General features: G+C 43.6%; 12 protein-coding genes. All 12 read left to right on the top strand.

Features of this window, described 5'->3' with window-relative positions:
- Positions 1 to 56: 56 nt before the first annotated feature.
- Positions 57 to 1,160: a tRNA 2-selenouridine(34) synthase MnmH gene (gene mnmH / locus AAIG11_RS02830; protein WP_343184755.1), complete on the top strand. Its 1,104-nt coding sequence runs from the start codon at positions 57 to 59 to the stop codon at positions 1,158 to 1,160.
- 69 nt (positions 1,161 to 1,229) lie between these two features.
- Positions 1,230 to 2,588, top strand: a complete 1,359-nt coding sequence (gene rimO, locus AAIG11_RS02825) for a 30S ribosomal protein S12 methylthiotransferase RimO (protein WP_343184754.1) — start codon at positions 1,230 to 1,232, stop codon at positions 2,586 to 2,588.
- Positions 2,572 to 3,111, top strand: coding sequence for a CDP-diacylglycerol--glycerol-3-phosphate 3-phosphatidyltransferase (gene pgsA / locus AAIG11_RS02820; RefSeq protein ID WP_343184925.1), 540 nt, complete (start codon positions 2,572 to 2,574; stop codon positions 3,109 to 3,111). Before rimO ends, pgsA begins: the two co-directional genes overlap by 17 nt.
- Positions 3,112 to 3,181: 70 nt before the next feature.
- Positions 3,182 to 4,225 (top strand): recombinase RecA, encoded by a 1,044-nt coding sequence (gene recA / locus AAIG11_RS02815; protein ID WP_343184753.1) that lies wholly within the window; start codon positions 3,182 to 3,184, stop codon positions 4,223 to 4,225.
- 286 nt (positions 4,226 to 4,511) lie between these two features.
- A complete protein-coding gene (rny, locus tag AAIG11_RS02810) occupies positions 4,512 to 6,020 on the top strand; it encodes a ribonuclease Y (protein WP_425499401.1) in 1,509 nt (502 codons plus the stop codon).
- 206 nt (positions 6,021 to 6,226) lie between these two features.
- Positions 6,227 to 7,060 carry a PHP domain-containing protein gene (locus AAIG11_RS02805; protein ID WP_343184752.1) on the top strand — a complete coding sequence of 278 codons (834 nt, stop codon included), beginning with the start codon at positions 6,227 to 6,229 and terminating at the stop codon, positions 7,058 to 7,060.
- A 79-nt stretch (positions 7,061 to 7,139) separates the two neighbouring features.
- On the top strand, positions 7,140 to 8,579 hold the full coding sequence (gene purB, locus AAIG11_RS02800; protein WP_343184751.1) for an adenylosuccinate lyase: 1,440 nt from the start codon (positions 7,140 to 7,142) through the stop codon (positions 8,577 to 8,579).
- 17 nt (positions 8,580 to 8,596) lie between these two features.
- Positions 8,597 to 9,892, top strand: a complete 1,296-nt coding sequence (asnS, locus tag AAIG11_RS02795) for an asparagine--tRNA ligase (protein ID WP_343184750.1) — start codon at positions 8,597 to 8,599, stop codon at positions 9,890 to 9,892.
- Positions 9,893 to 9,906: 14 nt separating this feature from the next.
- Complete coding sequence (locus tag AAIG11_RS02790) at positions 9,907 to 10,626, top strand: pseudouridine synthase (protein ID WP_343184749.1); 720 nt, start codon at positions 9,907 to 9,909, stop codon at positions 10,624 to 10,626.
- A gap of 58 nt (positions 10,627 to 10,684) precedes the next feature.
- Entirely contained in the window at positions 10,685 to 11,140 is a 456-nt protein-coding gene (locus AAIG11_RS02785) for a hypothetical protein (protein WP_343184748.1), read from the top strand.
- Between the two features lie 4 nt (positions 11,141 to 11,144).
- Positions 11,145 to 11,732 carry a tRNA 5-(aminomethyl)-2-thiouridylate-methyltransferase MnmM gene (gene mnmM / locus AAIG11_RS02780; protein ID WP_343184747.1) on the top strand — a complete coding sequence of 196 codons (588 nt, stop codon included), beginning with the start codon at positions 11,145 to 11,147 and terminating at the stop codon, positions 11,730 to 11,732.
- Between the two features lie 88 nt (positions 11,733 to 11,820).
- Positions 11,821 to 13,218, top strand: coding sequence for an oxaloacetate decarboxylase subunit alpha (locus AAIG11_RS02775; RefSeq protein WP_343184746.1), 1,398 nt, complete (start codon positions 11,821 to 11,823; stop codon positions 13,216 to 13,218).
- Positions 13,219 to 13,269: the final 51 nt, after the last annotated feature.

Genomic DNA, 13,269 nt, shown 5'->3' with positions numbered 1-13,269 from the left:
TCTGTTTATTATTTGAACAGTGATCAAACTTAACAAAATGGAAGAAGGCAGCAAATATGACGAGTCCCCTGACGATCACAGTAGAAGAAATGTTACAAGAGAAAAATAAAATTTTGATTGATTTAAGATCACCAGGAGAATATCATAAGGGCACGATTGATCATGCAATGAACATACCCATTTTGGACGACGAGGAACGTGCCATTGTCGGAACGATATATAAAAATGAAAGCCGTGAATATGCAAAAATAACAGGGATGCGCCACGTTTCAGCGCGGCTTGAAAGAATGACTTCTCAAATTTCTGAATTTCTCAAAGAGTGTCCCTGCGTTATTCTATTTTGCTCCCGCGGAGGATACCGAAGCGGCCCGCTGGTTCAACTGCTAAACTCGCTGGAAATTCCAGTGAAACAACTGGTGGGTGGCTATAAAAGGTATCGACAAGTGATCATTGACTACTTTGAGGCACCTATAAAAGTGAACCATTCTTTTATTGTGATTCATGGTTATACTGGTTGCGGAAAAACAACTTTGTTAAAGCAATTAAAAGCAGAAGGGTATCCAGTTATTGATCTCGAGGGACTTGCCCGAAACAGTGGTTCAGTATTTGGATTTATCGGACATTCGAAAGAAAAGATGACTCAAAAGCAATTCGACTCACTATTATTTCACCAATTGATTCGCTTTAAAGAACAACGCATTATAGTAGAAAGTGAAAGCCGACGAATAGGCGACATTACCATTCCCAGAGAGATACACAGACAAATGGTGAGTGGAAAGCATGTTTTACTTCATGCAACTTTGGATTTGCGCGTCGAGCAAATTATGAGTGATTACTGGGGCGTATTGGAACATGATGAAGCTGATATTGAAAAAGCATTGAGCGATTTAGTGAAATTTTTGGGACATGAAAAAATCCATCAACTTCAGCAAAAGCTATCCCAAAAAGCCTACCGTGATATTGCCCGAGAACTGATGGTGAGTTATTATGACCCCTTATATCGCCATTCCATCAAAAAATATGCATATGATTTAGAAATCACATATGATACAATAAACGAAGCGCATAAAATGATGAAAGAATATTTGCGACAGATGACTGATAGCTTTGTCGACTCAATTGGAGACAACGCCTTTAATACTGAGAAGGTTAGTAGTTAAAAGATATACTTTGTAGACAAATAGACAAAATTTGCGAAGATTTGATGAAGTGGAAGTGAGGATCACCAATTGAACAATAATAAAATATACCTTGAGTCGTTGGGATGCACTAAAAATTTGATAGATGCAGAAATGATGCTGGGACTTCTGCAAGATTACGGGTACAGTGTCACTGACCGAATTGAAGAAGCCACAATTGCAGTGATCAATACCTGTGGGTTTATTGAGAGTGCAAAAGAGGAAAGTATAAGTCGTATTCTGGCTGCAGCCCGACACAAACAGACAACGTTATCGAAGCTCATTGTAACGGGTTGTCTTTCTGAGAGATACCATCAAGAATTGTTGAATGAAATGCCTGAAATTGACGGTATGATTGGCACAGGACGATTTGAAGAAATTGCTCAGGTAGTGGAAAATGTGATGAAAGAGCGACGAGAGCTGCGGATTGGTCAGATAGATCAACCTTACCAAGAAAAGTTAAAACGGGTACGCACCTCGGCAAATCATTTGGCTTACTTGAAAATAGCTGAAGGCTGCAATCATCACTGCACCTATTGCATTATACCAAAGCTGAGAGGCCCATTGAGAAGTCGCAGAATAGAAGCAGTGATTCAGGAAGCTTCAGATTTGGCAGCTGAAGGTGTCAAAGAGCTTATCCTGATAGCTCAAGATACGACCAGTTATGGTATTGATCTGTATCACCAACCTTCGTTAACGAGACTGTTGGCGGAACTCGAACAAATTGAAGGGATTCGGTGGATAAGAATTATGTATTGTTACCCGGAACGGATAGACATGAAGTTGCTTGACATAATTCACAAGAGTCAAAAGATCTGTGCTTATCTTGATATACCGATACAACACAGCGAAGATCGAATCCTTAAGCGAATGAATCGTCAAACGACACGTGAAAAACTGGTAAATACCATTTCTATGATTCGCGATAAAATTCCTGGAATCGTGTTGCGTACAACATTGATTGTGGGATTTCCAGGAGAAACAGAAGAAGAATTCATTTCACTGAAGTCTTTTGTTGAAGAAATGGCATTTGATAAACTGGGAGTATTTACTTACTCTCAGGAAGAAAATACTCCAGCTGCCACGATGCAAGAACAGGTTGATGAAGATACCAAAAAGCGGCGCCAACAGGAAATTATGCAACTTCAGCAATCTGTCTCAATGCGTATCCAACGTAATAAAATTGGCAGTCAATTATTAGTGGTTGTTGAGGAAAAATTGGATTCATCTGACAGCCACTATCACTACGCAGGACGAACGACAGGAGATGCCCCAGAAATTGATGGTCTGGTTTATTTTGATGCGCCACTTGAATTGGAAACAGGTGCTTTTGTACCTGTCGTCATAACTGATGCACTGGAATACGACCTGATGGGAGTGATGACTGATGAAGCTGAACTTGGCAAATAGGCTAACTATCCTGCGAATCTTTCTTATACCCGTGTTTATGCTGTTTCTGCTCAATAAAGTTCCCTATGGAGAAAGTATTGCAGCACTCATTTTTGTAGTTGCAGCATTGACAGATACGCTGGATGGTTACATTGCGCGAAAGAGAAATCAAATTACCACCTTGGGGAAATTTATTGACCCTTTAGCAGACAAGTTACTGGTTTCAGCAGCATTGATTTCTCTTGTACAAATGGGAAAGCTCTCTGCCTGGGTTGTGGTTATTATTATTTCAAGAGAGTTTACTATTAGTATTTTACGCGCAGTGGCTGCTTCGGAAGGTGTCGTAATAGCTGCCAGCTGGTGGGGTAAAGCCAAAACCATCACACAAATCGTTGCCATTATCGCTCTACTTATCAATAACTTCCCCTTTCGATATGTGGGGATCCCCATGGATCAGATCATGATGTATGCAGCCGTTATTTTCACAATCATTTCTGGATTTGATTATCTGCGTCTGAATAAGCAAATGATTCTCAAAGAGTAGTTATGTAGCCCAAGTATACAGTAGTGTGCTTATCATCTGAAAGGCGGTGAACCAGCAAAGCTGGGACTCTATGGACAAAAAGAAAGCATTGGAAATGGCAATTAGTCAAATTGAAAAACAGTTTGGTAAAGGTTCTGTCATGAAGCTGGGAGAAGAATCAAAACTGCAGCTGGAATGCATTTCTACCGGATCCATCGATTTGGATATTGCATTGGGTCTGGGAGGAGTTCCCAGAGGCAGGATTGTTGAGATTTTTGGGCCTGAATCTTCCGGCAAAACGACTCTGGCACTTCATGTGATTGCTGAAGCACAGAAAAATGGTGGTTCTGCAGCTTTTATTGATGCTGAACATGCACTGGACCCTTCATATGCCAGAAAACTGGGTGTTAATGTGGACGAGTTAATTGTCTCACAGCCAGATACCGGTGAGCAAGCCTTGGAAATCGCAGAGGCGCTGGTAAGAAGCGGTGCTATCGATGTCATTGTGGTCGACTCAGTGGCCGCGTTGGTACCAAAAGCAGAAATAGAAGGTGATATGGGCGATACACATGTAGGCCTGCAGGCAAGACTCATGTCACAAGCACTCCGTAAGCTGGCAGGATCGGTGAATAAGTCCAAGACCACGACGATTTTCATCAATCAACTCAGGGAAAAAGTGGGAGTCATGTTTGGAAATCCTGAGGTTACGCCGGGGGGGAGAGCTTTGAAATTCTACGCTTCCGTCCGGTTGGATGTGCGGCGAATTGAAGGGATTAAACAGGGAACGGATATGATTGGGAACCGAACCAGGGTTAAAGTTGTCAAGAATAAAGTGGCGCCACCCTTTAAGCAAGCTGAGTTTGATATCATGTATGGAGAAGGTATTTCCCGGTATGGAGACGTACTTGATGTCGCAACGGGATTGGAAATTGTTAACAAGTCAGGTGCTTGGTATAGCTACGGTGATCAGCGTCTTGGGCAGGGGCGTGAAGCTGCTAAACAATTCCTGAAGGAAAATGCTGCGATTTTCATTGAAGTGGAAAATCGAATCCGCGAGCATTATCAACTGCCTTTACGTAGTGTGGGAGAAGCTGAAGCCGTTGGCAAAGATGAAACGAATCACATCGACCAGTGATTGTACCCATGAATACATCTCGAAGAGGATTGCTGCAAGCAGCAGTCCTCTTTTGATGAAAAAGGAACAAGGTTGGTAGTATATGAAAGCGCTCAGTGTTTGAAGCCGTCACCTTGACACTGATTCGAAAAAAAGTTAAAATGAAAGATGTCATAGTCTCATTATTTAAGGATTCGATGTTTCATTGTTGACAATGGATGCAGTTCTGAAAAATGCATGACCGACAATTTCATAAAGGAGGTGTCCGCATATCGTTTTTAATGGCATTACCGTTATTGTACTCATCTTGGTTGCCGTTGCAGGATGCCTTATCGGCTATTTTATTCGAAAATCCATTGCTGAAGGAAAAGTTAATTCTGCAGAAGAATTAGCAAAAAAGCTGATCGAAGAAGCTGAGAAAGAAGTTGAAACAACAAAAAAAGAGCTTCTGATTGAAGCGAAGGAAGAAGTTCACAAACTTCGCAGTGAGTTCGAAAGAGAGAGCAGAGAAAGGCGCAATGAGCTTCAAAAAATTGAGCGCCGGTTGATTCAGAAGGAAGAAACCTTGGATAAGAAAGCCGAGAATCTAGAAAAGAAAGATGAAAAGCTTTCGCGAAAACTGGTGGAACTTGATGAAAAGGGCGAACAATTGGAGCAATTAAGGAATCAAGAGAAACAAAAGCTTGAAGAGTTATCTGGCTTAACAGGTGAAGAAGCGAAGACGTTGTTACTGCGTGACGTTGAAAAAGAGATTCGCGTTGAAACAGCGATGATGATCAAGGAAATGGAGTCACGGGCAAAAGAAGAAGCTGAGAAACGTGCGAAAGAGATCATCACCTATACCATTCAAAAGTGCGCTGCTGATCATGTGGCTGAAACGACAGTTACTGTGGTTCAACTGCCAAATGATGAAATGAAAGGGCGTATTATTGGACGCGAGGGCCGTAATATTCGCACATTGGAGACCCTGACTGGTATTGATCTGATCATTGACGATACACCGGAAGCCGTTATTTTGTCAGGATTCGACCCAGTTCGCCGGGAGATTGCCCGGGTTGCATTGGAAAAGTTGATTGTTGATGGCAGGATTCATCCGGCTCGTATTGAAGAGATGGTTGAAAAAGCAAAACGTGAAGTTGAGACAATGATGAAAGAAGAGGGCGAACAAGCTGCTTTTGATGCCGGCGTTCATAATGTTCATCCGGAACTCATTAAATTGCTTGGTAGACTTCGATTCCGTACCAGCTATGGGCAAAGCGTGCTAAAACACGCTGTTGAAGTGTCGCATGTTGCAGGTATTATGGCAACTGAACTGGGAGCTGATGTAAAAGTAGCTCGACGTGCAGGTCTGTTCCATGATATTGGTAAAGCGGTAGATCATGAAGTTGAAGGAACACATGTTGAAATCGGCATGGAATTGTTGAGAAAGTACAAAGAGTCAAAAGAAGTAATTCATGCAATCTCAACACATCATGGAGATTACGAACCGCAAACTGTTGAAGCAGTGCTGGTGACTGCGGCTGATGCAATTTCTGCAGCACGCCCGGGTGCCAGAAGAGAAACGCTGGAATCCTACATTAAACGATTACAGAAATTGGAAGAAATAGCCAATGACTATGACGGAGTTGAAAAATGTTTTGCCATTCAGGCTGGCAGAGAGATTAGAATCTTGGTCAAACCTGAATCCTATAGTGACGCAGAAATCGTTATGCTTGCGCGAAACCTGACCAAGCGCATTGAATCAGAATTAGAATATCCTGGTCAAATTAAAGTTAATGTGATCCGGGAAACACGCGCAGTTGAATACGCAAAATAAGATCGAAAACCGAAAGCAGCCTTTGATATAAAGGCTGCTTTTTGTAGTAATATTGATGAAGAGGTCGAACAGCGATTAAGCTGATTGTAGAACCATGTTAAGACTGAAGACAAGCTAATACTAAAAAGCCCGCTATGAAGCAGGCTTTTTTTAGTTTATAATGGAGTTATTAAGCAAATCATAATCATCAAAGGGGCGGGATAATGATGCGAATTGACATGCACACTCATACTCATGCATCAGATGGTACTTTTTCTGCTTCTCAATTGATCCATTATGCCCGAGAAAAAGGGCTGGGTGGCATTGCCATCACTGATCACGATACGATGGAAGCTTTACCAGAGGCGAGATCATCAGTGACAGAAGATGACTCTTTTTGGTTATTGCCGGGCATTGAGTTTAGCACTGAAACCGAAGGCACAGAGATCCATCTGCTGGGTTATGGTTTGGATGAAACCGATTCAGGACTACAAGACTTAATGCTTCAGCTAAAAGAAGCACGAAATAATCGTTCATTTAAGATGGTAAAAAAACTGAATCAACTTGGTATCAACATCACAATGGATCAAGTTCACTTTATAGCAGGTGATGGGATTGTCGGTAGGGTACATGTAGCCAGGGCAATGCTTGAACAACGGGTGGTTTCCAGCATCCAGGAAGCTTTTGACGGTTACCTGCGGCAGGGTAAACCTGCCTACGTATCACGATATAAGCTGGTGCCTAAAGAAACAATTGATATGATTCATCAATTGGGAGGCATTTCTGTTCTAGCTCATCCTGGCCTTATTCGAAATGATCAAACAGTTGAAGAAATAATAGAGGCGGGGATAAATGGAATTGAAGTATATTACCCGACGCATCGACTTGATCAAAAAATGCATTACCTCCAACTTGCAAAAAACTACAAACTGCTGGCAACGGGTGGATCAGATTTTCACGCTCCACCACAAAGCCGCATAAGAGAAACTGATTTAGGTGATTGTGCTGTAGAGCTGGAGCCAATTCGATATTACTTCAACAATAGATCACACAACAGTTAAAGCTGTGATATACTTTTAGATGTTGTGACAATGCAAGGATATAGGCGAGTCATTTACAATAGCCAGAAAGGGGCCGTTTATGAAAATCGAAAAACCGAATTATGAGAATCCTTTAGTAGAACGCTATGCCAGTCGGGAGATGCTAACCGTTTTCTCTGCCGACAATAAGTTTCGAACATGGCGCAAGTTGTGGATTGCACTAGCAAGAGCAGAACAATCACTGGGTTTACCCATAGATGATGAACAGATTAAAGAAATGGAGTTTTATCAGGATGATATTAACTATGAGGTTGCCAAAGAAAAGGAAAAAGAAACTCGACATGATGTGATGGCACATGTTTTTGCTTTTGGGCAGCAATGCCCCAAAGCAATGCCTATCATCCATTTAGGAGCTACCAGTGCCTATGTTGGTGATAACACTGATCTAATCCAAATTAGAGAAGCATTGATGTTGCTTTCAGAAAAAATGTTGCGACTAATGGATGCCATGTCACATTTTTGTCTGCGGTATAAAGATTTACCGACTCTTGGCTTTACGCACTTTCAACCCGCACAATTGACAACAGTTGGTAAACGGGGATGCCTTTGGCTATATGATCTGTTGATGGATTTTGAAAATCTGCAATATCAGCTTCAACGTCTCAAGTTTAGAGGTGTTAAAGGAACAACGGGAACACAAGCAAGTTTTCTGAAGCTCTTTGAAGGAGATCACGAAAGAGTGGAATTACTGGATAAAAAAGTTGCTGAAATAATGGGATTTAACGACCGTATACCCGTTACAGGGCAGACATATACACGCAAAATTGACTTTGAGGTACTTTCAGTTCTGAGTGGAATTGCCCAGTCTCTGCACAAAACTACTAATGATCTGCGATTGCTGCAACATTTAAAAGAAATTGAAGAACCTTTTGAAGTTGGTCAGGTGGGTTCCTCAGCAATGGCTTATAAGCGCAATCCCATGCGTTCGGAAAGAATTGCTTCTCTGTGTCGCTGGGTAATTGCTCTCCAGCAAAATGCTGCCATGACACAGGCGACTCAATGGTTTGAACGGACACTGGATGATTCAGCTAACCGCAGATTAACCATACCAGAGTCTTTTCTTGCGATTGATGCAGTTCTGGATATTGCTTTGAATGTTTTTAGCGGACTGGTTGTTTATGAAAAAATGATCGGAGCACATATTGATTTAGAGTTGCCTTTCATGGCGACTGAAAATATAATGATGGCAGCTGTCAAACGCGGAGGCGATCGCCAACAACTGCATGAACAGATTCGTTTGCATTCCATGAAGGCGGCTGAGAGAGTTAAAAAGGAAGGTAAGTCCAATGATCTTATACAGCGCATTGCAGATGACCCACAATTCGGTTTGACGCAAAATGATCTCGCGCATCTTTTAGAAGCAGGACAGTACGTTGGACGAGCACCAGAACAGACTTCCAAGTTTATCGAAACAGAAATTCTCCCCATTTTACAGAAATACCCCTGGACACCTGCTACATCCAGTGATCTTAACGTATAATACAGGAGGGACAAGAGATGATCAGAACAACTATTGAAAAGATTTGTGCTTATGAAGGCCAGATTGTCACTTTATCCGGATGGCTTTACAACAAAAGATCCAGCGGCAAAATCATTTTTCTTCAGATTCGTGACGGATCCGGATTCATTCAAGGTGTTGTTGTCAAGAAGGAAGTGTCTGAAGCTGTTTTTGAAGCTTGCAAGAATCTTCCGCAAGAGTCTTCCTTCCATGTCACAGGAATGGTGCAACGCGATGAACGATCTGCGCTGGGATATGAACTACTGGTCAGAGAAGTCGAAGTTGTTTGTCGAGCTGAAGAAGGATATCCAATTTCATTAAAGGAACATGGTACAGACTTTCTCATGGACTATCGGCATTTGTGGATGAGAACACCGAGACAACATGCCATACTTCGCATACGGGATGAAATTAACCTGGGACTCCGGGAATTTTTTCATGAAGCAGGATTTGTGCTGGTGGAACCACCTATCATTACACCTGCCAGTTGCGAAGGAACCACAGAACTTTTTGAAATTGATTACTTTGGCGAAAATGCCTATTTGTCACAAACGGGCCAGCTTTACGCTGAAGCAGCAGCGATGGCCTTCGGAAAAGTATATAGTTTTGGTCCAACGTTTAGGGCTGAGAAATCAAAAACCAGGAAACATCTGAATGAGTTTTGGATGATCGAACCAGAAATGGCATTTGTTGATTTTGAGGGAAATTTAAAAGTGCAGGAAGAAATGGTTAGTTACGTGATCAAACGAGTCTTGCAACAGCGCCGAAGAGAATTGGAGTTATTGGGGCGCGATGTAACTGCTCTTGAAAAAATTGAACCACCTTTTCCCCGCATCACCTATACTGAAGCAGTGGAAATGCTGAAAAATGCAGGTTTTGAGTTCGAATGGGGTGATGATTTTGGAGCACCGCATGAAACGCATATTGCAGATCAGTATGAAAAACCTGTTTTCATTACTCATTTTCCAACGTCTATGAAAGCGTTCTACATGCAGCCTGATCCAATGAATCCTGAAGTGATTCTGGGAGCCGACCTCATTGCGCCAGAAGGATATGGCGAAATAATTGGAGGATCGCAACGGATTCATGATTTGGAGCTGCTGCTTGAAAAGCTTCGGGCAGAAAATCTTCCCGAAGAAGTATATCAATGGTACATTGAGCTTAGGAAATTCGGTTCAGTTCCACATTCCGGTTTTGGATTGGGACTTGAAAGAACCGTTGCCTGGATATGTGGCATCGATCATATTCGTCAGACGATCCCCTTTGCCCGTACGCTAAACCGTGTTTATCCGTAGGGAGCGTTGAAAGAATGAAAATACGTTTACAAAAATATTTGTCAATGAACGGTATAGCCTCAAGAAGACAGTGTGAAAGTGAAATTGCTTCGGGACACGTGGCCGTCAATGGTAAGGTGATCACTGAAATGGGGTACCAAATTGACTCGGGCACAGATCAGGTGACATACCGGGGAAAATGCGTGCTTCCATCACAACAAAAAGTGACGATTCTACTTCATAAACCGATTGGAGTTGTTTCAACGGCAAAAGATCAGTTTGGAAGAACAACAGTAGTTGACCTAGTGAAAGTGAGCGAGCGTCTGTATCCAGTCGGCAGACTGGATTACCTGACATCTGGTCTTTTGCTGCTTACCAGTGACGGTGACGTAGCGTTGCGGCTGACGCATCCCAGATATCAAACAAAGAAAGTGTATCAGGCATGGCTCCAGGGAGTTATCACAGAAGATGCGATGCACCAGTTCAGAAGCGGTGTTAGCATTGAGGAGTATGTGACTGCACCAGCTGAAATTAAGATATTGAAAAAAAAGCCAAACAAGTGCCAGGTGGAGATCGTCCTAAGAGAAGGAAAAAACCGTCAAGTGAGAAAAATGTGTGATTTTTTGGGGTATCCGGTCAGCCAGCTTAAACGTGTAGGCGTTGGTTCTTTAACGTTAGGTGATTTAAAGCCGGGAGAATGGCGTTACCTGAGTGCTGAAGAAGTGAATCAGTTAATGAATCCAGATCAATCCTGAGGGTAGACACAGTTTGATCAAAGTCTATCGAAAATCTTTCTTTTGGCAGGTGAGAATAATGATCGAAGTGAGGGAAATGAAAACAGGTGAAGATGCCAAACTAATGAGTTTCTTGCAGGATCAGGTGGAGGAACACCTTTCCTTCAACGCAGGTGATCGGTTTTTCATGTTCCTGGATAATGATCAGCTGAAGGGTTTTTTGACAATCCGGAAAGTCAATGGACAGATTTATCAACTACTATACATTGAAACAGAAGGCCAGGATCCAATAATTCAGGATGGTCTGATTCGAACCACTCTTCATTCACTATATCGTAAATCTGTGGAATGGGTCATTGTAGACAGACGTTTTCATCAAAAGCTCATGGTATTGCAGGATGCATTTTTACCTGCTGATAAAGTGTCAATAATGGATATGGATTTTCAGGACTTGTTTGCTGATTTTCACAATCGGAACATGTTGGCGGCAAAGCCTGCTGTCATTTTCGAAGGAACCTGCAGAGGAGGTTCTTAGTTAGATGTATCAGCATTCTATTCACAAATATGCTGCCCTTGCACAAGAACTATTGGAGAAACGGCTAAAACGCGGGAATTATGTAATAGACGGCACCATGGGAAATGGGTTGGACACATGTTTTTTATGGAGGCAAGTTTGTCCTGGTGGACAGGTGTACGCGTTTGATGTTCAGATGGCTGCCATCGAAAGAACCAGAAATTACCTGAGTGAAGCGGGTTACTTATGGCACCATGAAGAAATTTCTCTCATCAACGACTGTCATAGCCGTCTTGCAAAATACTTACCCAGAACAGTGAATGCTGCCATGTTTAATCTGGGATATTTGCCGGGAGGCATAAAAGACACCACCACTTCTTGGAGCAGCCTGCAACCAGCATTACAATCTCTAATAGCGGGAGGGCTGCTTGAAAATGGCGGACTGATCTCCATTATGTCTTACAGCGGCCATCTGGGTGGCGCAGAGGAACAACAAAAATTGCTTGAGTATGTTAGACAGTTAAAGGAACCGGAGTGGCACGTAACAGAAATTACTAAAATAAACGCTGGCAGGAGTCAGTCCCCAATTTTAATAATCATTCAGAGGAACTAATAATACTCATTGCCGAAATCTGGTTCATCCAGTATAATAGGATTTAAATACCCTGAAACATTAGCAGATAAAAGAAGGAGGCACAACAATGGGACAGGTAAAACTAACAGACACAACCTATCGGGACGCCCACCAGTCATTAATGGCCACCCGAATGCCAACAGACGTGATGCTGCCCATCGCAGAAAAAATGGATGCAGCCGGCTACCACTCCCTGGAAATGTGGGGCGGAGCCACTTTTGATTCCTGCCTGCGCTACCTGAATGAAGACCCCTGGGAACGACTGCGCATCATCCGAAAAGCCATCAAAAACACCAAGCTGCAAATGCTGCTGCGAGGACAGAACATTCTGGGATACAAGCACTATGCCGACGATGTGGTGGAAGAGTTTGTCAAGCGTGCCATCGGCAACGGCATCGACATCATCCGCGTCTTCGACGCCCTCAACGACGTGCGTAATCTGGAAACCGCCGTCAAAGCCATCAACAAAGAAGGCGGCCATGCCCAGTGCTGTATCTCCTACACCATCAGCCCCGTCCATAACACCGCCTACTACCTGGAACAGGCCAAAGCCATGGCCCAGATGGGCGCCGATTCCATCTGCATCAAAGACATGTCTGGTATCCTGCCCCCCTACGTCGCCTACGAACTGGTGTCAGCCCTGAAAAAGACCGTTGACCTGCCCATACAGGTACACACCCACGACACCTGCGGCCTGGGAAGCATGACCTACATCAAAGCCATCGAAGCCGGTGCCGACATCGTCGACACCGCCATCTCCCCCATGGCCCTGGGAACTTCCCAGCCCGCCGCCGAACCCCTGGTGGCTGCCCTGCAGGGCACCGAATACGACACCCAAATGGACCTGGTACACTTGGACGAAATTGCCCAGTACTTCCGGCCCCTGCGGGAAAAATACTTTAACGAAGGCCTCATCGACTTGAAAGTCATGAGCGTGGACACCCGCACCCTCATTAACCAAATTCCCGGCGGCATGCTGTCCAACTTCATCTCCCAGCTGAAAGAACAAAAGAAGATGGAAAAAATGGATGAAGTACTGGCAGAAGTGCCCCGGGTCAGAGAAGAACTGGGCTATCCTCCGCTGGTGACTCCTACCAGCCAAATCGTGGGCACCCAGGCCCTCTTCAACGTACTGGCCGGCGAACGGTACAAAATGGTTCCCAAAGAAGTGAAAGACTACGTCAAAGGCCTCTACGGAAAACCCGCCAAAGAAATCGACACCGCCATGATTCAAAAGATTATTGGCAACGACACCGTCATTACCCACCGGCCGGCAGACGACATTCCGCCGCAGCTGACAAAAATACGGGAAGAAATGAAAGAATATGAAGAGCAGCCTGAAGACGTGCTCTCCTACGCCCTCTTTCCCCAAATCGCCATGAACTTCTTCAAAGACCGCTGGTCGAAGAAGTATCAGATCGAAACCACCCTCTACAACGAAGAAGAGAAGACGCATCCGGTATAAAGCCTGGTGGTGACATCATGCTTTCAGAGCGGTTCAGATTAAAGGAGCGGA

This window comes from Anoxynatronum sibiricum (assembly GCF_039414295.1).
Classification (GTDB): Bacteria; Bacillota; Clostridia; order Peptostreptococcales; family Tindalliaceae; genus Anoxynatronum; species Anoxynatronum sibiricum.
This window is presented reverse-complemented; position numbering and strand designations above follow the sequence as displayed.